Here is a 24254-nt window from a genome sequence, read left to right as displayed (position 1 = left end):
GATTTTCCCCTGCCGCAATCTAGCCGCTCAATTTAGCTTTTACAATGTCCTGCACCTTCTTTCCGTCTGCTTTGCCTTTGAGTTGCTGCATAGCGGGCCCCATCACTTTACCCATATCTTTCGGGGAGGTTGCCCCCACTTGGGCAATAATTTGGGCGATCGCGCTTTCTATCTCTGCATCCGAGAGTTGACGCGGTAAATACTCCTCAATAATCACTAACTCTTGCTCTTCTTTTTGAGCGAGATCCTCGCGGCCGGCGCTGCGGTATTGTTCGATCGAGTCGCGCCGCTGTTTGGCAAGCTGCGAGAGAACTTCAAGTTCTTCAGCTTCGCTCAGTTCCTTAGATTCAGGATCGCGAACGCTGGTTTGTTTTTCCAGCAAAACCTTTTTAATGCTGCGAACAGTCTCTAGCCGAACTTTGTCCTTGGCTTTCATTGCTGATTTGATCTCTTCGCCGATCCGATCGATTAAACTCATAGACCTTTTCTCAAAATTTGCTTGCTTTTCTACCGGAATATGCGGAGATTTTCCGCTATTTTCATCATAAACTTCATCCTCGTAGAACTACCGATCGAGGTTGATATTCCCTCTCATTTGAGAGTTTTTAGCGAGAAAGTGCGATCGCTCCAAAAAAAAATCGCACAAATCCTTGCAAATCTTGTAGTATGGCAGTGATAAGATTGCGGTGAATGCGCTTCGAGGGCTTGTTGTGATCCGTTCTGCAACTTTGACAATTCAGCCGACACTGCCAACGGTGACAGAAAATAACCGTTTGCGCTTGTTTTCGGGTTCCGCCAATGTACCTCTATCTCAAGAAGTGGCTCGCTATTTGGGCATGGATTTAGGCCCAATGGTTCGCAAACGGTTTGCAGATGGAGAAATCTACATTCAAATTCAAGAGTCGATTCGAGGTTGCGATGTCTACTTGATCCAACCTTGCTGCTCTCCGGTGAACGATCACCTCATGGAGTTGCTGATCATGATCGACGCTTGTCGGCGAGCCTCAGCCCGCCAAATTACGGCGGTGCTTCCATACTATGGCTACGCCAGGGCCGACCGGAAAACGGCCGGTAGAGAATCGATCACGGCCAAGCTCGTCGCTAACCTCATGACAGAAGCGGGCGCAGGTCGCATTCTGGCAATGGATCTGCATTCGGCTCAGATTCAAGGATATTTTGATATTCCCTTCGATCACGTCTATGGATCGCCCGTGTTGTTAGAATACCTGGCGAGCAAGAATCTACCCGATCTGGTGGTGGTTTCGCCTGACGTAGGGGGAGTCGCGCGGGCGAGAGCGTTTGCGAAAAAATTAGATGATGCCCCGCTGGCCATTATTGATAAGCGGCGTCAGGCTCATAACGTCGCAGAAGTCTTTAACGTCATTGGCGATGTTAAAGGGAAAACAGCGGTTTTGGTCGATGACATGATTGATACCGCCGGCACAATTTGCGAGGGCGCTAAACTGCTCCGCAAAGAAGGAGCCAGACAAGTCTATGCCTGTGCGACTCATCCGGTATTCTCGCCACCAGCGATAGAACGGCTTTCCAGTGGCTTGTTTGAAGAAGTGATTGTCACCAATACGATCCCAGTTCCCCTAGACAAGCAGTTTTCTCAACTGACGGTTCTCTCAGTAGCGAACTTAGTTGGGGAAACCATTTGGCGCATTCATGAAGATAGCTCTGTGAGCAGTATGTTTCGTTAGTTTTTGACTGAAGACGAGCCGTTAGCCCGCGATATGCGATCGCGGGTTTATTGTTTTAAAGAAAGGCCATCAATTCTTCAAGTTTTTTCCAAGCTGCACCGCTAGACATAATATCGCGGGCCAGAACAATTCCTTCTTGATGAGCATATAACGGGACAGCCCCCCCAACCTGAAGGGCTAAGGAGGCATTCAGCGCCACCACATCCTGTTGAGCGGGCGTAGCTTTCCCTTGCAGGACATTGCGAAGAATTTCGGCATTATCTGCAACTTCGCCGCCGCGTAAGGCTTCCAGGGAGGCGGGAGTGAGGTTCAATTCTTGAGGCGCGATCGCGCTTAACTCAACCTTACCCTCTGATAAAATGGCTAACTCAGTAATATCGCCTAATCCAGCTTCATCCAATTTTTCTCGCCCATGCAAAACAATCGCTTTATCGGCGTTCAAAAGCTGCATGGCTTGAGCAATGGTAGAGACTAAATGGGCACTCGAAACCCCCATTACTTGTCCTGTTGGGCGTAAGGGGTTGACTAAAGGGCCAAGAAGATTAAAAACAGTGCGAATCTTTAGGGTTCGTCGCAGGGGAACCACAGCTTTCATCGCAGGATGCCAGCCAGGAGCAAATAGAAAAGTCACCCCAACGGCGTCTAAGGCATCGAGAACCTTCTCTTGAGGGGCTGCTAAATTGATTCCTAGCGATTCTAGAACATCAGCCGAACCCACCTTACCCGATGCGGAACGATTGCCATGTTTAGCAACGCGCACGCCGGCGGCAGCAACCACAAATGCCACGGCGGTAGAAATATTGAAGGTTGAAGCGCCGTCTCCTCCCGTACCGCAAGTATCAATCACGGGCGTTTCGTAACGGGTGTAAGATTCCGGAATGGGAGCAACCTGAGATTGCAAAACCTGTGCCATCCCCGCTAATTCTTCTGCTGAAATGCCTTTCGCTTGCAGCGCCACTAAAATTGCTCCCGATAAAACGGGCGGAATGGCTTCGTTGAGCCATCCTTGCATTAAGTCTGCGGCTTGGGTGCGAGACAGCGATTGTCCATCGAGGAGTTGTTGTAATAAACTGGGGCCATTAATTTCGTTAATGGCAGTGTCCGATACAGGTGCAACAGAAGGCGGAGAGTGAGTCATAAATCTATTCCCTTGAAAGCTGGCGTTGAGAGTGCGAATCGGTTCGCCTGATAGATATGGCAATTTTACAGGCGGAGGAGAACGCTTGAAAGTCTATTCTGGAGAAGCGGGTTGAATCGTGCGATCGCATCACCCGGTAAAATCCTAAGAATCTGACTTGAGTCGCAACGGGTTAAGGGGAGGGTTACAGCGATCGCCCGGATCGAAACGCTATAGAGGTAATATAGAGTTCGCTAGCTTTTCTCGCTTTCAGTAATTTTACTTGATTCGCCTTTTTCAAGGTCTGCTCGCGGTTGGGAAATTTCGTAGTTTTTTCTCTAAGGTTCAATAGAAAAAGAGATAGAATTTTATCGATTCTTTCATTCAACAAAAAATGCACTCTTCTATTCAACCTGCTTTTACCCATCCTATTGACGACCTAAAGTTATCAGATTCAGTTCAGCATTAGCCCATAATCGCTCGCAAAACCCTTGTTTTAACGGATTCATCAATAGAGAAAAATTGTTACCATAGCAAAAGTCAAAGCTGACATTACGCCAACCAATGCAGACTTTAGAACCCAAAGATAACTCACGCTTTGAGGCCAGCTTCTTAAGAGCGCCAATAGGATTATTTCATTTAAGTTTAGATGGGAAATGGCTAGAGGTTAATTCTTATTTCTGCGAACTATTAGGTTATCAAAGAGAAGATTTTACCCCGTCGTCATTGATGGCGATCGCCCATCCTGAAGAGCGAGAAGAAATCCAGGCAGCTATCCATCAGCTTCAAACCAAAAATAGTACAAATTATCAGAAAAAACTTAGACTTTTAACTGCTCAAAATACCTTTATTCAAATCTCATTAACTTTATCTTGGATTGAAGACACCCCCGCTTATTTACTAGGAATTATTCGAGAACTAACCCCTCAAGAATTAGAACAGAACTCCGAAAATGAGCTGGAGAAAGATTTACTAAAAACCCTCATTGACACCATCGGCGATATTGCTTTTGTCAAAGATATGCAAGGAAGATTCTTGTTCATTAATCAAGCCGGTCTGCGCGGGATCAACAAAACTCTTGAAGAAATTATCGGCAAAACAGATATCGAGCTTTTTGGTTCAGAGCTAGGCGAAATTCTTATAGAAAACGATCGTCAGGTTTTCGCTAGTGAGAAACTTCATGAATTTGAGGAAATTGTCGATTTTGAGGGGGAAAGACGAATATTTTTAACCCAAAAAAATATCTATCGCGATCGCCAGGGAAACCTAAAAGGGACATTAGGTATTACCAAAGACATTACCGAGCGCAAGCATTTAGAACAAGAAGTTCTTCTCCAGCAGCAACAATTTAATGACTTTTTTAACGCTGCACCTGTCGGAATGTTAATTCTCGATCGCCAACTCAAGTACGTTCGGATCAATCCCTTAGCAGCCGCTGTTCATGGTTTACCAATGGCCGAACATATCGGCAAACAGGTCAAAGATATTGTTCCCCACATAGCACCGCTTATTGAACCCCTTTATCGTCAAGTTTTAGAAACAGGACAAGCTATTCTTAACTTAGAAGTAAGCGAAGAATCCTTTACTCAATCCGATAATCCTCGTTCTTGGGAAGTTTCCTATTTTCCTTTGCAAGATGAAACAGGAACGATTACAGGATTAGGAGTTGTTGGGATTGAAACAACCGAACAAAAAGCCGCACTCCGAGAACGCAAACGTGCTGAAGAAGCATTAAGAGCTAGCGAACAGCGCTACCAAAACTTAGCTCAACTATCGCCTGTCGGAATTTTTCAAACCTTAATTGATGGAGAATGTATTTATGCAAACGAGCGCACCTGTTACTTAACGGGACGAACTGCTGAGGAACTTTTGGGCGGGGGATGGATGAACGCCATTCATCCCGACGATCGGGAACGCATGATCCAAGAATGGCAAAAAGCGGCTAGCGAACAAAACTATCACTATCAATGCGAGTACCGCTTTCTGCGTCTGAATGGCGAGATTTGCTGGGTTTTGTGCCAAACGTTACCAGAGTTAGAAGCGGATGGCACGATTAAAAGTTATGTGGGGACGCTCACGGATATTAGCGCGCACAAAAACGCCGAGCAAGCGATTCAAAAAGCCTTAGAAGAACTTCAACAAACCCAAGCGCAACTGATCCAAAGCGAAAAAATGTCAAGTTTAGGTCAGTTAGTCGCAGGTGTAGCCCATGAAATCAACAACCCCGTTAACTTCATCTATGGCAATCTGGCTCCAGCGCGAGAGTATACTTCAGACCTATTGGAGCTTTTACACTCATATCAAACCACCTATCCTAACCCTAGCCCTGAAATTCTCGACCAGATTGAAGAGATTGACTTGGAGTTTTTAATCGAAGACTTACCCAGGCTGCTATCTTCTATGGAAGTGGGTGCGGATCGAATTCGACAAATTGTTTTATCCCTGCGAAATTTCTCGCGCCTTGATGAGGCTGAAATGAAAGCCGTGGATATTCACGAAGGCATTGATAGCACTTTACTGATTTTGCAAAACCGCCTAAAATTCAAGGCTGACCGTCCGGCGATCGCAGTCGTTAAAGACTATAGCCGTTTACCACGTATTGAATGTTATGCCGGACAATTAAACCAAGTTTTTATGAATATTCTCACCAATGCGATTGATGCCTTGGAAGAATATAACAAACAGCGATCGCTAGCCGAGATTCAAGCCAACCCCAGTACCATCCAGATTACAACCCATCATCTGTTAGAAACCGCCCGCGTCGCCATTTCTATCAAAGATAATGGCCCAGGAATGAGCGAGTCAGTGCGATCGCGCTTATTCAATCCCTTTTTTACCACTAAACCCGTAGGTCAGGGAACAGGTTTAGGACTCGCCATCAGCCATCAGATTATTGTCGAAAAACATGGCGGAAGCCTCCAGTGTATTTCTCAACTGGGTCAGGGTTCAGAATTTAGAATTGAAATCCCCCTTCGTCAAACTCCGATAGCGAACTAAACCTCAAGAAGGATAGTCGCGTAGGTTGGGTTGAGGCACGAAACCCAACACAACTAAAGCTCAAAATAGCCAGCCTAAATCCATTGAACCGGATCGAGTTGATAGTAGCGTTGCAACTGTTCGTAGAGTTCGGGATGCTTTTTTCGGAGTTGGCGCGGCTTTTCAAAAAAAGTTTCCGTCGCCACGCAAAAAACTCTGCGGGATTAGTCGCACCATAATAATCTAAAGTCGTCTTCATCCCCTTTTCAACCTTTAAACAGAGATTTTGATACTCCCGTAACATCACCTTTGACCAAAGTTGATAATCTGATTTTTGTAATAAAATCGGCACGCCTTCAGCCCGTCCATCTTCTTGATCGAGTTGGTGAGCAAACTCATGTAAAATCACATTATGTCCATCTTTCCAGTTTTGAATATCGCGTTGAACCTGTTCCCAAGATAATACTAATTGATCGCGATTCCAAGACTCTCCTAAACGAGCAACTTGGGTTTCTTCCACAACATAACCATCATTGCTGGTAACTTCTTTCACAAAATAAGTATTGGGATAAATTAAAATAGATTGGAGCTTAGGGAAATAGGTTCCGCGTTCGTTCAGCAGCAATAAACAAGCAACGGCTGCAATCGTCACCTTCATTTCTAACGTTACCTGGAGTCCTTGGCAACCGATAAATTGTTTTTCTGCTAAAAAGACTTGAATATGTCCCTGAAGTCGGCGGCGTTCTTGGGGATCTAGTGCTAAATAGATCGGAACATTATTTTCAATAATAGCTTGCCACAGAGGAGGAAAATGACGCTGCTTAATGCGCTGCCTCTGCCATTTTTTGAGAATCGGAAAGCCAAAAATAAAGAGAACGATCGAGATAATTGCCAATAACACAATTAGGGTTTGACGCATTCACCGATAACCCTTGCGATCGCAATGCTGTAGACTTCCATTTTAGCAACCCCGATCGGTCGCAAACTCACTCCCCCGAAGTAAATCCTCTTTAAGGGTTGCGAAAGCCGTTACAGTAGACAGTGGCTTTCCTTGCAAAACTCAAGAATTGTTATGCAGCAAACACCCACCCCTCGCCAGATTCTCAACACCCTCCTTCCCCATCTGAGAGTTGCAGCCGCCTATGCGCGACAAATTCAACCGCAAATTGCTGCACGTCCGATTAAAGAACAACAGGAAAATATGTTTGCAGCCGCTTTAAGCGATGCAGATTTATCCATTCAAACCCTTGTAGAAGTCGCGCTAATTGGCTCATTTCCCAATATTCGCTTTTTTGGTGAAGAATACGAGCAATCGTACAATACCAAATATTTTCGAGCCATTGACTTAGGCGAACAGGGCGATTATTTAGTCACCCTCGATCCGATTGATGGGACTCAATTTTACCTCGATGGACATGACAACTATCAAATTATTCTCGCTATTCTAAATGCCGATGAATTTGAAGCCGTACTCGCCATTTCTCCCGCCCAAGATATTTATTATTATGCCTTGCGGGGTGAAGGCGCTTGGCAAGGAAAATTAGAAGATCCCCTAGAGGCGTGTCGTCCTTTACAAATTGGCGAAACCCAACCCGCTATTTTATTAGGGTGGGGAATGGAAGCGATCGCACCTGCATTAAAAGACCAGTATCAGATTTTTGATATCGCGACTGGCTATTCCCATGAAGTCCAAATTCCCAATCTCAACGGCATGTTCAGCGGTGAATTAGCTGGAGCCATTATTCGGACGGGGAAATGGATCGATGGAGCCGCTTTAGCCTTTCTAGCACAATCTGCCGGGTGCATTGTTACCACCTTAGAAGGAAATCCACCCCCACCGCTACACTCAAGCACCGATTATCAGCGTCCGGGATTTATCGTCGCAGCCTCAAACAGCATTCATCAAGACTTAGTAAAAGCCGTTCAAGTCACAAATTCAACGTTAATGCAGCCTTAAATATAACTTAATTTCTGAGCGCGATCGCAATTTGAGTTCAGACAAAAGTACAAAATTCATCAGTCTAACGAGAGAGCGATCGCGCTTCTTTGCGATGCCAAAATCTACCCTAAGTCATAAATCTCTAGCGAGCCATCTTTCCTCCAGATTTCCTTCTAAAGTTGAAAGAAATAGAGCCTTCCATTCCTCTTTTTGTAGACCCTAATGCCGAGACCTGGAATGGAAACCGCCCTCCAGAATTTCTCTAGGTAGAATTACCATGAACGACGATCGTAGAGTAGATGAGCATAGCAAAGACAAACAACTCGAAACCTTTCGCCGAGAAACAGGAGAAGAACTAACCACAAACCAAGGGGTCAGCATTGACGATACAGATAACTCCCTAAAAGTGGGAGAACGCGGCCCTACCCTGTTGGAAGACTTCCATTTCCGCGAGAAAATGACCCACTTCGACCACGAACGAATTCCCGAACGAGTCGTTCATGCTCGCGGTTCAGGGGCGCATGGTTACTTCCAAGTTTACGAATCAATGGCGGAATATACCAAAGCCAAATTCCTCCAAGATCCCAACGCCAAAACCCCCGTCTTTGTTCGCTTTTCCACCGTTGTCGGCTTCCGAGGTTCAGCCGATACCGTGCGCGACGTACGCGGTTTTGCCACCAAATTTTACACTGAAGAAGGCGTTTACGATTTAGTCGGAAATAATATGCCTGTCTTCTTTATCCAAGACGCGATTAAATTTCCCGACCTGGTTCACTCCATCAAACCAGAACCCCATAATCAAATTCCCCAAGCTTCCGCCGCGCATGATAACTTCTGGGATTTTATCTCCCTGATGCCCGAATCCATGCACATGATTATGTGGGTGCTTTCCGACCGGGCCTTACCGAGAAGCTACCGAATGATGGAAGGCTTTGGCGTTCACACCTTCCGCTTCATCAACGCAGCCGGAAAAGCACGCTTTGTTAAATTTCACTGGAAACCCAAACTCGGAATGCACTCCCTCGTTTGGGATGAAGTCCAAAAACTCGCCGGGAAAGACCCCGATTATAATCGTCGCGACCTGTGGAATGCGATTGAAATGGGAGAGTATCCCGAATTTGAATTAGGGGTGCAAATCATTGAAGAGGAAGACGAGCATAAATTCGACTTCGACATCCTCGACCCTACTAAAATCATTCCAGAGGAAATGGTACCCGTCAAAATCATTGGCAAAATGGTTTTGAACCGCAACCCAGATAACTTCTTTGCTGAAACCGAACAGGTTGCCTTTCACCCCGGTCATGTCGTCCCTGGAATTGACTTCAGCAACGACCCCTTACTGCAAGGTCGTCTCTTCTCATACCTCGACACGCAATTGATCCGCTTAGGCGGCCCCAACTTTGCCGAAATTCCCATCAACCGTTCCGCCTGTCCGGTTCACAACAACCAGCGCGACGGGTATTCTCGCCAGACCATTGATAAAGGTCGCACCAATTATTCTCCCAACTCCCTAGGCGGTGGCTGTCCGATGGCGAACCCGGAAAACCTGCGCGCCTTTACGCACTACGCTGAAAAAGTCGAAGGTCATAAAATTCGCAAACGCAGCGATAGCTTCAAAGACCACTTCAGCCAAGCAACGCTATTTTGGAATAGCATGTCCTCAGCGGAGAAAGACCACATCGTCTCGGCGGCTCATTTTGAGTTAGGTAAAGTGCAATATAAAGAGATTCGCCAGCGGATGGTGGATTTATTTAACCAAATTGACAACGAACTCGCCAAACGAGTCGCCAAAGGTATTGGCATTCCCGAACCCCAACCTGTCGCGCAGAACCACGGTCAGAGTTCTCCAGCGTTGAGTATGGAAAATACGGTTAAGGATACCGTATCAAGCCGCCAAGTTGCGATCTTAGTCGCTGATGGGTTTGATAGTTCCCAGTTAAAGGCGATGCAACAAGCCTTACAGAACGCGGGTGCGAAGGCGATGATTGTTTCGCAATTTAGCAACACCATTACCAGTTCGACGGGTGAAGAGATGGAGGCTGATAAGACATTTTTGACCTCAGCTTCGGTGATGTTTGATGCGATTTATGTCCCTGGCGGTCAGCAAAGTATTGAAACGCTCAAACAACAAGGTGATGCGATTCATTTTATTAATGAGGCGTTTCGGCATGGTAAGGCGATCGCAGCCACCGGGGAAGGGGAGGAACTGCTGAAAGCTTCCCAAATTCAAGGCATTCATTTAAACGGTTCCCAAGGGGAAGTCAGCAGCGACTCCGGCGTTATTAGCGTTCAAAACGCCTCCAATATGCACGCGGTTGCTCAAACGTTCATTGAAGCGATCGCGCAACACCGTCATTGGTCGCGACAACAGAAGAGTAAGGTTCCCGCCTAATTCAACGGTTGAGATCCCCAGAACTTGGGGATCTCGCGTTTAGAAGTTAAACACGGTGCGAAACGTCCCCACAAAAATATTCCCGTTGGCGGCGTTGTGGTCTGGGTTCACCAGATACATAACGCCCGGAATTAATTTAATATTGCGATTGAGGGGATACTCATAAAACGCTTCTAAATGAAACCCAGTATCGGGATCTTGTCGTTGCGAAAGGGTGTTGCGAATCACTTTCGGCGGCATCCCAAAACCCACTCCACCCACGGCCCCATCCTTGAATAAGTCGGGAAAGGCTAAGTTAACAGCATAGTTGATTGCGTCGGCTTGTCCCCGCCTGCCATCAACTCGATTGGCTTGAGTATAACCAAACCACCCGCTAACGGCGAAGCGAGGAGTCATCCGCCATAAGGCTTGGAGTCCATAGGAATTGGAGGTTAAGGGAACGCCTAAACCAAAGGGAGTATTAGAAAATTCACTGCCGGTGCGATGCAGTAAGTTACCATTGGCGGCATAGTTGCGAACGTAGGTGAAGGCAAAATCTAGGTTAGAGGCAGGTCTAACGGTAAGCTGTCCTAATGCGCTATAGCTGCCATTAAACAGTCCGGCACCTGCTGTGGGGTTATTCAAATTATCGGTTAAATAGCCAAAGTCTAAACGTACAGCATCGCTAAACTGATAGTTGGCGGCTGCACCCCCCGGACTGAGAAAGCCGATCCGATAGATGGGGTTGCGTTCGGAAAAGCGGGAAGGCGAACCTTTTGCACCGCCAAAACTGGCAAAGTAAGGGTTAAGGACGTTGGTATAGAAATGATGGGAGGCGGCGTTTCCGTAGAGGTAGAGGTTAAGGCGATCGCCCACAGGAAAGCGATATTCTAGTAAGTTGAGATTAATCCGATCGTTGGTATTCCCAACTTCAAAGGAAAGGCGCGTCATCTCGGTACCTGAAACGCCGCTAAAGTTAGGAACGCGGTTAGAAGATTGCAAGCGCACCATTAAGCGATCGCGTCCGGTAAAACTGGAGACTAAGTTAAAGCGCATCCGGTAGTTGAGGGCAAAATTAGAGTTAATCTGCGTATCGGGGTTAGCGTCAGCGCGATCGCCGATTAAGTCAGTCCCCGCGAACACCACTGAAGTATTCAACCGCACAATGGGAGAAAATTGTTGATTTTCCAGTTGATTAACTTGGGTTTCTAAACGATCGACTTGAGTTTGCAGCGCGGCTAATTCAACGGCAAAATCTTCTTGCAATCGGTTTAAGATTAACCAATCTTCTGAAGAAACTTCTAAAGAGGAATCGCTAATTCTGGTGAGGATGCGATCCAAACAAGCATTCACACCCGCAGCAAACTCATAGCGCGTTAAGGCTCGATTGCCACGATAGGTATTATCGGGATAACCGCTTAAGCAACCATAGCGAGCCATTAAAGATTCTAAAGCTTGAAAAGCCCAATCCGTTGGCTGTACGTCTGATAAATTTGATACTGAAGTAATTTGTGCTAAAGAATCGCGATTTGTTATTGCATTCTCTAGCAATTCCTCAGTTAAGGGAAGCTCTAACGCCGCCACAGGGGAGAATATCCCAACCATACCTAAGATCGCTAGCGCCTTTAAACTTACACCCATTAATCTCACTCCTCACCAAAAACAATCCAATCTAACTTTACAAAAACTCTAACTTTGGGATGATTTGGAGATAGCACTCCATACATTAACTTCTGTCTTTCGGAAGATGCGATCGCGATCGCAATCTCTTAACCTAACTCCAGTTCATTTCAGTTTGAGAAAGCTAGTCTATCCTACCCTTAAAAGTTGCCTCGACAAAACTTCAAAAAGAGCATTGAACCCCCTCCTTTGGAATCGTCAAAAGCCAGCAAGTCCTATTAATCTTGTCGGTTTTGACCCCATTAAATCCATCGATATAGCTCTGAATCTCCCTGGTTCAAACTCGTGTTTGAAATTCGCTACAGCTTAGATCCAATCGCGTTTATCAAATCCCTCTAACTCTGCGCCTCTTATGGGAAGTTGCTCAACCTGGTTTTGCAGCCTCCCTCCTATCGCTTAACAACTGCTCAGAGAACCCTTTTATGCTGTTCAAGAGAACATCAGGACGTTTATTGCTTGCCGGAGCATTCCTCCTTGGAATTCTCTCTCCCGCCTATTCCCAACTGCCCGAACAACTCCGAATTGAGCGGATGGAAGGGCATCTTTTCACCCCCGAACTGTTAGAATTCAACGAAGCATTAGTGCAACGCTTAAGGCTGCCTGAAGGGTTTCAGATCGGCGTTGTTGCCACCGATCTCGGCAACCCCCGCAAGATTGCAGTCGCCCCCAACGGCACCATTTACGTAACGCGCCGCGAACAAGGGGATGTACTCGCCCTCACCGATACCAATGGCGACGGACGCGCCGATCGACGACGCACGGTAGCCTCCGATCTAGAATATGTAAACGGCATTACCATTCACCAAAACCGCCTCTATTTTGTCACCGATACCGAACTCTACGCCGCAGATCTGCGTCCCGATGGGACCGAAGGATCGCCGCAACTGTTAATTGACGATATCCCCGATGCCGGACAACACCCCAACCGCACCCTAGCCTTTGGGCCCGATGGGATGCTGTACTTATCGGTGGGGAGTACCTGCAATGCTTGCGAAGAACCCAACGAAGAACACGCCACCCTCCTGCGGGCGCAAGCCGATGGTAGCAACCGCAGCATCTATGCCCGTGGGTTGCGAAATACCATTGGTTTTGGATGGCATCCCGTCACGGGTGAGTTGTGGGGAATGGATCATGGTTCTGACTGGCGTGGCGAAGATCAACCCCCCGAAGAACTCAACCGCATTCAACAGGGTAGACATTATGGCTGGCCATTTTGTTGGGGCGATCGCCAACCCGATGTTTTCCTCCCCGCCAACCCTGAAGGGATGAGTAAGGAAGAATTCTGCCAAACCCAAACCGAACCCCCCGTTCTCACCTACCAAGCCCACAGTTCTCCCCTAGCCTTCGCGTTTTACAACGGTTCCCAGTTTCCCGCCGAGTATCGCGGAGATGCCTTTATTGCCATGCGAGGTTCGTGGAACCGCAACCCACCCGTGGGATATAAGCTGGTGCGCGTCCGCTTTGAGAATAATCAACCCGTCCAATTTGAGGATTTTATTACCGGGTTCCTCACGAACGATGGACAAGCCCAATTTGGTAGACCTGTGGGTTTAGCGATCGCCCCAGACGGTTCGATGCTATTTACCGATGATACCAATGGGGTCATCTATCGCGTTTCCTACAACGGCAGACCCTAACCTAACGCCTTAAAGCCTTACAATTGCCTACATTCTCGCTTAGGAGAGTGTAGGCTTTCATATTGATTGAGATTTATTCTGAAAAACAGTGACCGCGATCGCTGCAAGCTTAAGCTTTACCCATATAAGTTCAACAGGTGTCAGATTATTCTTCAGCGAGCGAAATAAAGCCTTAACTAGCCCCATACATCCTGTAGAGACGTTTCAGTCAAGCACCTCTACACCAAACCGAGAGCGCTCTTTCAATCCATCGCTTTTGAACTTCACAACATTTCTATAACTTGGCAATGCAAGCTTGGGCTTGCAAACGTTGTCCTTTGCTCCCACCATTAATCCCTACACAACCAAAGGAAGAATCGCAATGCTTGGTCATTCTCAGGAGGCTTGTCTCCACCAACTCTTTGAGTTCCAAGTTCAACAATCGCCAGATGCGATCGCGCTAGTCTATCAAAAGCAGTCCTTAACCTACCAAGAATTGAATGATCGAGCCAACCAACTCGCCCATCGCCTCAAACAGTTAGGAGTTGGCCCTGAAGTTCTCGTGGCGATCTGCGTCGAGCGATCGCTTTCAATGGTCATTGGCTTACTGGGTATCCTCAAAGCGGGAGGTGCTTACGTTCCCCTCGATCCCAGTTATCCTCCCGACCGACTGGCGTATATGTTAGAGCATTCGCAAACGCCCGTCTTGCTGGTTCAACAAGCGTTACTCCCAATCCTGCCAGAGCATAGCGCCCAAGTCATCTGCTTAGATACAGACCTAGACAGTACGCCTGCTGAAAATCCCCAGAGTGACGTAACGCCCGATAACCTCGCCTATGTCATTTACACCTCCGGTTCCACAGGCAAACCCAAAGGCGTCGCGATCGCCCATCGGGGGGCTGTCAATACCCTCCTCGACATTAACCAGCGCTTTAGCGTTACGAGGACGATCGCGTTTTAGCCGTTTCCTCCTTCAGCTTTGACCTCTCTGTCTACGACATCTTTGGCTTGCTGGCCGTGGGCGGTACCGTCGTTATCCCCAGCGCCTCAGCCTCGCCCGATCCAGCCGAATGGCTAGACACCCTACACCAAGCCCAAATTACCCTTTGGGACTCTGCCCCCCCACTCATGCAAATGCTGGTTGATTATGCCACAGCCCGCAACCTCAACCTACCCGATAGCCTGCGCCTCGTCCTCCTCAGCGGCGACTGGATACCCCTCACCCTGCCCGACCGTATCCACACTCTAGGCAGCCCCCAAACCGCCGTCATCAGCCTGGGAGGAGCCACAGAAGCCTCAATTTGGTCGATCCTGTACCCCATTGCCCAAGTCGAGCCTCATTGGAAAAGCATCCCCTACGGTCGCCCGATGACCCGCCAGCAATTCCACATCCTCAACGAGGATCTAGAACCCTGCCAGAATGGGGAAGCCGGACAGCTTTATATTGGAGGAATCGGGCTAGCCCGCTGCTATTGGCGAGACCCCGAAAAACCGCGATCGCTTTATCATCCATCCCCAAACTGGCGATCGCCTCTACTGTACGGGCGACCTGGGGCGCTATCTTCCCGATGGCAATATTGAATTTATCGGTCGCATCGACCATCAAGTCAAAATTCGCGGTTTCCGCATCGAACTGGGCGAAATTGAAGCCACCCTGCGCCAGCATCCGGAAGTGGGAGATGCCGTTGTCATCGTTCGAGAAGATACCCCCAATCATAAGCGCCTGGTGGCCTACGTCGTCCGTCCGCCCCAAAACCCTTCAGAAGCAGATGAGGACAGCGAACTGCTCTCGCAATGGCAAGCCATCTACAATACCACCTACAGCCAGACGCCCGCCCCTCAAAACCAAACCTTTAATATTGTGGGTTGGAATAGCAGCTACACCGGGGAACCCATCCCAGAAGCAGAAATGCACGAATGGGTCGAACATACCGTAGAACGCATTTTACAACTGCAACCCCAACAGGTACTTGAGATTGGTTGCGGTACTGGGTTGCTAGTCTCCCGCATTGCTCCCCACTGTACCCACTATTGGGCGGCGGACTTCTCCGGTCAAGCCCTGTGCTATATCGAACAGATGCGCCAGTCCGTACCGGGGTTAGAACATGTCACCCTGCTAGAACGATCGGCCGATAACTTTGAGGGCATTGCTGAAGCCAGTCTCGATACCCTAATTATTAATTCTGTGATTCAGCATTTCCCCAGCATTGACTATCTGGTTGCAGTCTTAGAAAAAGCCGTCAAAGCTGTCCGCAAAGGGGGCAAAATCTTTTTAGGAGACTTGCGAAGTCTGCCCTTATTAGAGGCGTATCATACCTCCGTGCAACTGTACCGGGCTGATGAAGGCGAGAGGCGATCGCAATTACTCAACACCGCGCGATCGCTCATCGCCCAAGAAGAAGAACTCGTCATCGATCCAGCCTTCTTCAGCGCCCTTAAACACCACCTCCCAGAAATTGCCCAGATTGAAATTCTGCCCAAACGCGGCATTCACCACAACGAATTAACCCGCTTTCGCTACGACGTAACCCTCGAAATTGGCGAACCTTTACCCGTCACCTCTGATATTCAATGGTTAGAGTGGCAACCCCAGTGGACGCTAGCAGAGATCGAAGAAAGATTGCGATCGCAGCGTCCCCCCAAAATCGGCTGGCGACACATTACCAACGCCCGTTTAGAGACCGAACTCAAAACCCTACAATGGTTGCATAATAACGCCGCACCCGACACCGTGGGAGAATGGCAAACCCACCTGCAAACCCAACCCCCCCAAGGCCTCGATCCCGAAGCCCTTTGGCAACTCGCCCAAGCCCTCAACTATCAAATTCACATCAGTTGGTTAAATACAGACGCTTCCGGTTGCTACGACGTGGTGTTTCAACAAACTTCAATTGATTCTCCCCTCGTCCTCGCCGCAGAAACTCCCGTTTCCCCTCAATCTTGGCAGCACTACGCCAACCAACCCCTGCAACAGATCGTCGCCCAAAAACTGATCCCGCGCCTGCGGTGTTTTGTGCAAGACAAACTCCCCGATTATATGACGCCCGATCGCTTTGTCTTGCTAGAAGCGCTCCCCCTTACCCCCAATGGTAAAGTCGATCGGCGCTCTTTACCCGCCCCCGATGCCAGCCGACCCGATCTAGAAGAGCAATATGTTGCCCCTCGCACCGAATTAGAAGCAACGCTAGCTGAAATTTGGGCGGATGTTCTCGGTATTGAACGCGTCGGCATTTACGATAACTTCTTAGCATTGGGGGGTCATTCTTTACTCGCCATTCAAATTGACGGTCGCCTTCGCAATGCCTTACAGATAGAACTCCCCGGAGATAGTTTATTTACTTGTCCGACCGTTGCTTCCCTAGCCCAACGTATCTTAGAAAGCAACGACACCCAAACGCGCCAGCCCGTCGCCACCCTTCAACCCGTTTCCCGCCATCCCTACTTACCGCTGTCTTGGAACCAACAACAATTATGGTTTCTCAAGCAACTCGCCCCCGACGCCCCCGTTTATAACGAACCCTGCACGATACATTTTGGCAGCGAAATTCAAGTAGACGCCCTAGAAAAAGCGCTGCACGAATTAATTAAACGTCATGAAAGCTTAAGAACCCGCTTTATGACCGTCGAGGGAAAACCCGTTCAAGTTATCGATCCGCCCGCAGCCGCCTTTGACTTACCTTTTGTTGATTTAAGAGAACTTCCCAGCAATCAACGAGAAGATCGCGCCTTGCACCTTGCCGGACAAGAAGCTAAAGCCCCCTTCGATCTAGCCACAGGCCCGATGATGCGGGCAACTTTAATTCAGCTTGGCGATACCGATTCTCGGCTATTCCTCACCTTCCATCACATCATCATGGATGGCATTTCGATCTACAATGCCTTCTTGCCAGAACTCGCCACCCTCTACGAGGCGTTTAAGGACCATTCGCCCAGCCATCCCCCGCTAGCATTACCGGAATTACCCTTACAATATGCTGACTTTGCCGTTTGGCAGCAACAGATCCTGCAAGGGGATACTCTCAAACCCCAATTAGACTATTGGCAGCAACAGCTTGCAGATTTACCCGTTTTGCAACTCCCCTGCGACTATCCCCGCCCCACAACCCCCAGTTTCCAAGGGGCGAGGCAGCGTTTAGCCCTCTCCAAACCCCTCACAGAAGCCTTAAAAGCCCTCTCTCAGCAAGCAGGCGTGACGCTGTACATGACGCTGCTAGCGGCCTTCAAAGTGCTGCTTTATCGCTATTCTGGGCAAGAAGATATTGTCGTTGGCACCTTTAGCGCCGGACGCAACCCACCCGAAACCGCCGAAATGATGGGTTTCTTTGTGAATACCTTAGTGTTGCGTACCGATTTATCAGGCAATCCCAGTTTTCAAACCTTACTCTCGCGGGTGCGGGATGTCACCTTAAAGGCTTACGCCCATGAAGAGGTTCCCTTTGAACAACTGTTAACCACTCTACGCCCGGAACGCCGTCCCGGAGAAAATCCCCTGTTTCAAGTGGCTTTTGCCCCCCAACCCCCCATGCCCGTTTTAAGTCAGGGTTGGCAAGTCAGCTACTTAGATGTGGAAACGGATACGGCGAAGTTTGATTTAACCTTAGATGTGGAAGAAAGACCGGAAGGAGTTATTGGTCGTTTAGAGTACAATACCGAACGCTTCAAGCCCGATACCATTGAACGCCTGTTGGGACATTGGCAAACCCTTTTAGAAAGCGTCGTCGCCAACCCGGAACAGAAAATCGCCCAGTTGCCCCTGTTAACCGCCGGGGAACGCCAACAGCTAGCTGTTTGGAACCAAACCCAAACCGATTATCCGCGACAGGTCTGCGTGCATCAACTGTTTGAGGAACAGGTGGCGCGATCGCCCGAAGCTACAGCCCTTATTTTTGCAGACCAACATCTGAGCTATCAAGAACTGAACCAACGCGCCAATCAACTCGCCCATTACTTGCAAAATCTAGGCGTAGGGCCTGAAGTTTTAGTGGGGATTTGCGTTGAACGTTCCTTCGATCTCATTGTGGGACTTTTAGCCATTCTGAAAGCGGGTGGGGCTTACGTTCCCCTCGATCCAACCTATCCGCCGCAACGCTTAACCCTGATGCTGGAAGATGCCGCCGTTCCGGTTTTGGTAACTCAATCCGCGTTACGCGCTTCCCTGCCCGAACACCGCGCGCGCGTGGTTTGTTTGGATGCGGATCTCCCCCAAATTCAGCAGGAAAGTTTGGAAAATCCGACTTCTCCCGCAACATCTGACCAACTGGCGTATGTCATGTACACTTCCGGTTCTACGGGAGTTCCTAAAGGCGTCAATGTCATGCATCGGGGAATTGTCCGCTTAGTGAAAAACACCGATTACGCCCATTTCAGCGCTGAAGAAGTCTTCTTACAATTAGCCCCGGTTGCTTTTGATGCCTCGACTTTAGAAATTTGGGGCAGCTTGTTGAATGGGGCGCGGCTAGCAATCATGCCCCCGCATCCGCCCTCGCTATCGGAGTTAGGACAAGCCATTCAACAGCATCAAGTGACGTTCCTGTGGCTAACGGCAGGCTTATTTAACTTGATGGTGAACGAACAGCTAGAAGCTTTAAAATCCGTCCGCCAATTGCTAGCGGGGGGCGATGTGCTTTCGGTGCCGCACGTCCAAAAAGTCCTGCAAGCCTTACCCGAATGCCAGTTAATTAATGGCTATGGGCCAACGGAAAATACCACCTTTACCTGCTGCCACCCAATTACAGAAGCGAGTTGGGCGGGAGGTTCGATTCCGATTGGGAGAGCGATCGCCAATACCCAAGTGTATCTACTTGATGCCTACTTACAACCCGTGCCGGTGGGAATTCCGGGGGAACTTTACATTGGCGGCGATGGTTTAGCGCGGGGCTATTTTAAGCGTCCTGAATTAACCGCTGAAAAATTTATTCCCCATCCCTTTAGCCCAGAACCCAATACTTACCTCTACAAAACGGGTGACTTAGCCCGCTATTTACCCAATGGCGATGTGGAATTTCTCGGTCGCATCGACCATCAAGTCAAAATTCGCGGCTTCCGCGTCGAGTTAGGCGAAATTGAAGCGATACTAGCCCAACATCCCGATGTTCGAGAGACGGCGGTCTTAAAACAAAATGATGCCACGGGCAACCCGCGCTTAGTCGCCTATATTGTTTCTAACCTCACGCCCGAACGAACCCCTTGGGACATTGAATGTCTGGCAGAATATCAGGGTAATTTAGCGACAACGGTTCGTACCCAGGATATTTCCCCTAACGGTGTGGGTTTAGTGGATGTCCCGAAAAGCTGGATGCTGCATCAACGGGTGCGTTTGTATTTCCAACTCCCCACTGCCACGGAAAAACGCTGGTTTGAGGGAACCATTGTCTGGAAACAGGATACTCAAGTTGGGGTTGAGTTGGCGCTTGACCTCAGCGAACAAACCCTTTTTCACCAAAGCATAGACTATATTCTGGAAACCCAGGGCTTTTTGAAAGTGTTGCAACGGGCAGCAGTGGGCAGTCTGCGCCAGTGGTTGAAGCAGAAGCTACCCGACTATATGATGCCGTCTAGCTTTGTCTTTTTAAATGCTTTGCCCCTAACTGCGAATGGCAAAGTAGACCGCAAGGCTTTAAGCATTCCAGACCCCTCGATATCCCAGTCAGAAGAAACCTATGTTGCCCCGCAAACGGAAATCGAGCAAATGCTGGTGGCACTTTGGCAACAAGTTTTAGGGCTTCCTCAAGTGGGAGTTGAAGATAATTTCTTTGATTTGGGGGGGCATTCTTTACTGCTGGTGCAAATGCATAGCCAACTCCAACAGCAGATAAATCGCGCTATTTCAATGGTCGATTTGTTTAAATATCCCACCATTAGCGCTTTGGCTGACTATTTAAACCCAACGCGCGATGAATCGTTGAATTCTACCAACCAGGAGAGCGATAAAGCGCAACTCCGCCAACGGGCTATGCAGCAAAAAGCAGCCCTGAACCGACGCAAGCCGCAACGACGTTAGAGGACGGAAATTATGAATTCAGAAGCTTTGGAAGGGATTGCGATTGTGGGGATGGCGGGGCGCTTTCCGGGGGCCCAAACGGTGGATGAGTTTTGGCAAAATCTCTGCAATGGCGTAGAATCGATTACTTTCTTTTCGGAGGAAGAACTGATTGCGGCGGGGATTGAACCGGAGGTGGTTCGCGATCCGCGTTATGTTAAAGCGCGAGGGGTTTTACAAGATGTTGCGGGGTTTGATGCGGCTTTTTTTGGGTTTCATCCGAAAGAGGCAGAAATTACCGATCCGCAACACCGCTTATTTTTAGAATGCGCTTGGGAAGCCCTAGAAACGGCGGGATATGACCCAGAAACATATCGCGGGTTAATTGGGGTCTATGCGGGGGCGGGGAGTTTTAGAACCTACTTTTTAGAGAACCTCTACCCCAATCGAGAATTGCGAGCTTCCTTTGGCGATTATCCCTTAGCGATCGCCAATGAGAAAGATTTTTTGGCCACGCGCGTTTCCTACAAGCTAAATTTGCAAGGACCTAGCGTTAGCGTGCAAACGGCCTGTTCTACTTCCTTGGTGGCCATTTGTACCGCCTGCCAAAGCTTGCTCAATTATCAGTGCGATTTAGCCCTCGCGGGCGGGGCGGCCATTGGCGTTCCTCAAATCGCGGGTTATTTCTACCAAGAGGGGATGATTTTATCTCCCGACGGTCATTGTCGGGCCTTTGATGCCCAAGCCCAAGGCACGGTCAGCGGGAACGGAGTAGGCATCGTTGCCCTCAAACGCTTAGAAGAGGCGATCGCAGAGGGCGATTATATCTATGCTGTGATTAAAGGCTATGCCATTAATAACGATGGGTCGCTGAAAGTGGGTTACACCGCCCCCAGTATAGACGGTCAAGCGCAGGCGATCGCGAGTGCGTTGGCGATCGCCGATGTCCACCCAGAAACCCTTAGCTACGTTGAAGCCCACGGTACGGGGACGCCTTTGGGCGATCCAATTGAAATTGCGGCCCTGACTCAAGCCTTTCAACTCGATACCCAAAAAACGGGTTTCTGCGCCATCGGTTCGGCAAAAACAAACCTCGGCCATTTAGACACGGCTGCTGGCGTTACCGGAGTCATTAAAGTCGCCCAAATGTTGCGCCATCAACAGATTCCTCCCAGCTTGCACTTCACGCAACCCAACCCCAAAATCGACTTTGCTCAAAGTCCCTTCTACGTCAACACGCAACTCAAAGCCTGGACTGCCCAGGAAACGGCGCGTCGGGCGGGTGTCAGTTCCTTTGGCATTGGCGGAACCAATGCCCATGTCGTGTTAGAGGAAGCGCCCCCTAGGGCACCCTCTGGCCCTTCTCGCCCCGCCCAACTTTTAGTTCTCTCGGCAAAAACAGCAACCGCCCTCGACCGCGCCACCGAGAATTTAGCCGCCTACTTGCAGCAGCGAGACAACCGCGATCTAGCCGATATTGCCTATACCTTGAAAGTGGGACGCCAAGCCTTCAAACATCGCCGGATTGCCGTCTGCGAGGACGTAGAAGCAGGCGCGATCGCCCTCAGCACTGGCGATCCCAAACAAGTGTTTTCCGGCTGCCCCAGTCTCAAAGACCGCCCGGTTATCTTCCTATTTTCCGGTCAGGGTTCCCAGTACCTCAACATGGGAAAAGAACTCTACCAAACCGAACCCCTGTTTCGCCAACAAATCGATCGATGTTCCCAACTTCTCCAACCCCATCTCAACCTCGACCTGCGTCAAGTTCTTTACCCCGACGCCTCCACAGATACCACTGGGCAACTACAACAAACAGCCATTACCCAACCCGCCCTCTTTGCGGTTGAATATGCCCTCGCCCAGTTGTGGATGGCCTGGGGCATTCGTCCCCAAGCAATGGCCGGTCACAGCATTGGGGAATATGTCGCAGCTTGTTTAGCCGGGGTTTTCTCCCTAGAAGAGGCGCTATCCCTGGTCGCGACGCGGGGACAACTCATGCAACAAATGCCCCCTGGGGCAATGCTAGCCGTTCCCCTATCCGAAGCCCAAATTCAACCCTTTTTAGGAGAACAACTCGACCTTGCCGTCCTGAATACCCCCTCGACTAGCGTTGTTTCCGGCCCCCAGGCAGCCATTGAGGACTTGCAGAAGCAACTGGCAGCCCAAGAGATTGAAAGCCGCTGCCTGCACACTTCCCACGCCTTCCATTCTCGGATGATGGAGCCAATCTTAGAGCCATTTACCGCCCAAGTCCAAAAGGTCAAACTCCACCCGCCCCAAATTCCCTATCTTTCTAACGTCACGGGAACTTGGATAACCGCAGCCGCAGCGACCGATCCGCAGTATTATGCCCGACATCTGCGGCAAACGGTACGCTTTGCGGAAAACCTGCAACAGTTATGCAAAAATTCCGATGCAATTCTCCTAGAAGTAGGTCCCGGACGAACGCTGGCTAGCCTCGCCAAACAACATCCCCAAAAAGTCCCCCAACAGGAGGTTTTTTCTTCCTTACGCCATCCCAAAGAACAGCAGTCTGATGTGGCATTTCTCTTGACTACGTTAGGCAAATTGTGGCTTGCTGGCATTACGATCGATTGGGCAGAATTCTACCGCGACGAACAACGCGATCGCCTGCCCTTGCCCACCTATCCTTTTGAACGCCAGCACTATTGGATCGATCCGCCGGGATACCTCCCAGAAGTTTCCCCTATCCAGACGCCGCCAACCCACGCGCGACCCCAGTTAGCCAATTCCTATACTGCACCGAGAACTGAGATTGAACAAATCATTGCTCAAGTCTGGCAGCGTTTCTTAGGTATTGAACAAATTGGCATTGATGATGATTTCTTTGACTTGGGGGGAGATTCTCTGCTGGCCGTGCAGTTGACGGCGCAACTTAGCGAAAAACTAGGAACTGAAGTTTCGACCCATAGCTTATTGCAAGCCTCTACAGTGGCCAGTTTAGCCGAACTTTTAGCGGAATCTTCCCCTGTCCGCGATCCAGTCTTAGTTGCAATTCGGCGCGGTAATGTTGAACCGCCTTTATTTTTAATCCATCCCGTAGGCGGTCATGTTTATATCTATCGAGATTTAGCCCGCTATCTCGAAAGCAACCGTCCCATTTACGGCATCCAAGCTGAAGAGAAAGAGTCCTTAGTCACCGTAGAAGCGATCGCAACTCGCTATCTCGAAGCCGTGCGCGATCGCCAACCCCAAGACCCTTATTATTTAGGCGGTTCTTCCTTTGGCGGAACGATTGCCTTTGAAATGGCACAACAACTCACCCAGCAAGGCGAGAAAGTTGCGCTTTTGACTCTAATTGATACTCCAGGCCCCGGTCAAATGCCGGTGTTAGCCACAGAGGATGATACGGCAATTCTGGTTTATTTATTGGGCGTTGGGTTTAACCTCCCCCTCTCCCTAGATCGCTTGCAACAATTAACCGCCGACGAACAACTGCAATATTTCTTAGACCAAGCAAAAGTTGCCGACAAAATCATTCCCCCAGATTTTGGTCTGCCCGAAGTGCGGCAGTTTATCCACTGGTTTAAAGTTCATGCTCGCGCTATGCAGAATTACCAACCTCAACCCTATCCCGGACGCCTGCTCTTTTTTAAAGCTTGCGATCGCAATGAGATTAACCCCCCCTATCCTGAAAAGCCTTGGATTGAAGTTGCCCAAGGCGGGTTAGAACTGCACGAAATCTCAGGCAATCATATCACGATGAATTATCCTCCGCACGTTCAAACCTTAGCCGAGAAACTTCGCCCCTATCTCGCTTAACTCACCGCCTCCCTTTCCCCTTTCTCTCAGTGGAAGAACGAAGGGGAAAGGAAGCGCGATCGCACTTTTTTCCAATCCCCCCGACTAAAG

At 49.1% G+C, this 24254-nt stretch carries 12 protein-coding genes and 1 pseudogene; 9 read left to right on the top strand and 4 right to left on the bottom strand.

Features of this window, described 5'->3' with window-relative positions; genetic code table 11:
• Positions 1 to 19 precede the first annotated feature (19 nt).
• Positions 20 to 478, bottom strand: coding sequence for a GatB/YqeY domain-containing protein (locus tag QQ055_RS07790; protein WP_069969598.1), 459 nt, complete (start codon positions 476 to 478; stop codon positions 20 to 22).
• 208 nt (positions 479 to 686) lie between these two features.
• On the opposite strand from QQ055_RS07790, the gene QQ055_RS07785 reads away from it, so the two are divergent.
• Positions 687 to 1703, top strand: a complete 1017-nt coding sequence (locus QQ055_RS07785; protein ID WP_349775332.1) for a ribose-phosphate pyrophosphokinase — start codon at positions 687 to 689, stop codon at positions 1701 to 1703.
• A 55-nt stretch (positions 1704 to 1758) separates the two neighbouring features.
• Here QQ055_RS07785 and trpD read toward each other — a convergent pair whose 3' ends face one another.
• Positions 1759 to 2841, bottom strand: coding sequence for an anthranilate phosphoribosyltransferase (gene trpD / locus QQ055_RS07780; protein ID WP_286004515.1), 1083 nt, complete (start codon positions 2839 to 2841; stop codon positions 1759 to 1761).
• A gap of 543 nt (positions 2842 to 3384) precedes the next feature.
• Here trpD and QQ055_RS07775 point away from each other — a divergent pair.
• Positions 3385 to 5817: a PAS domain-containing sensor histidine kinase gene (locus tag QQ055_RS07775; protein ID WP_286004514.1), complete on the top strand. Its 2433-nt coding sequence runs from the start codon at positions 3385 to 3387 to the stop codon at positions 5815 to 5817.
• 74 nt (positions 5818 to 5891) lie between these two features.
• Here the strand turns inward: QQ055_RS07775 and QQ055_RS07770 are convergent.
• A pseudogene (locus tag QQ055_RS07770) lies at positions 5892 to 6715 on the bottom strand (M90 family metallopeptidase).
• 153 nt (positions 6716 to 6868) lie between these two features.
• On the opposite strand from QQ055_RS07770, the gene QQ055_RS07765 reads away from it, so the two are divergent.
• Both QQ055_RS07765 and QQ055_RS07760 read left to right on the top strand, forming a co-directional pair.
• On the top strand, positions 6869 to 7753 hold the full coding sequence (locus QQ055_RS07765; RefSeq protein WP_286004513.1) for an inositol monophosphatase family protein: 885 nt from the start codon (positions 6869 to 6871) through the stop codon (positions 7751 to 7753).
• A gap of 259 nt (positions 7754 to 8012) precedes the next feature.
• On the top strand, positions 8013 to 10127 hold the full coding sequence (locus QQ055_RS07760) for a catalase (protein ID WP_286004512.1): 2115 nt from the start codon (positions 8013 to 8015) through the stop codon (positions 10125 to 10127).
• Between the two features lie 39 nt (positions 10128 to 10166).
• Here the strand turns inward: QQ055_RS07760 and QQ055_RS07755 are convergent, their stop codons facing one another.
• On the bottom strand, positions 10167 to 11747 hold the full coding sequence (locus tag QQ055_RS07755) for an iron uptake porin (protein ID WP_286004511.1): 1581 nt from the start codon (positions 11745 to 11747) through the stop codon (positions 10167 to 10169).
• Between the two features lie 461 nt (positions 11748 to 12208).
• Here QQ055_RS07755 and QQ055_RS07750 point away from each other — a divergent pair, with 461 nt between their 5' ends.
• From QQ055_RS07750 to QQ055_RS07725, 5 genes are all read left to right on the top strand, one after another.
• A complete protein-coding gene (locus QQ055_RS07750) occupies positions 12209 to 13423 on the top strand; it encodes a PQQ-dependent sugar dehydrogenase (protein ID WP_286004510.1) in 1215 nt (404 codons plus the stop codon).
• A gap of 361 nt (positions 13424 to 13784) precedes the next feature.
• A complete protein-coding gene (locus tag QQ055_RS07745) occupies positions 13785 to 14363 on the top strand; it encodes an AMP-binding protein (protein ID WP_286004509.1) in 579 nt (192 codons plus the stop codon).
• A gap of 38 nt (positions 14364 to 14401) precedes the next feature.
• Entirely contained in the window at positions 14402 to 14983 is a 582-nt protein-coding gene (locus QQ055_RS07740) for an AMP-binding protein (protein WP_349775334.1), read from the top strand.
• A 91-nt stretch (positions 14984 to 15074) separates the two neighbouring features.
• The gene (locus QQ055_RS07730) at positions 15075 to 20402 is read left to right on the top strand and encodes a non-ribosomal peptide synthetase (protein ID WP_286004508.1); all 5328 of its coding nucleotides are present in this window, start codon (positions 15075 to 15077) and stop codon (positions 20400 to 20402) included.
• A gap of 12 nt (positions 20403 to 20414) precedes the next feature.
• Positions 20415 to 24164, top strand: coding sequence for a type I polyketide synthase (locus QQ055_RS07725; protein WP_286004507.1), 3750 nt, complete (start codon positions 20415 to 20417; stop codon positions 24162 to 24164).
• Positions 24165 to 24254 lie beyond the last annotated feature (90 nt).

The sequence above is a fragment of the Geitlerinema calcuttense NRMC-F 0142 genome (assembly GCF_030285425.1).
This window is presented reverse-complemented; position numbering and strand designations above follow the sequence as displayed.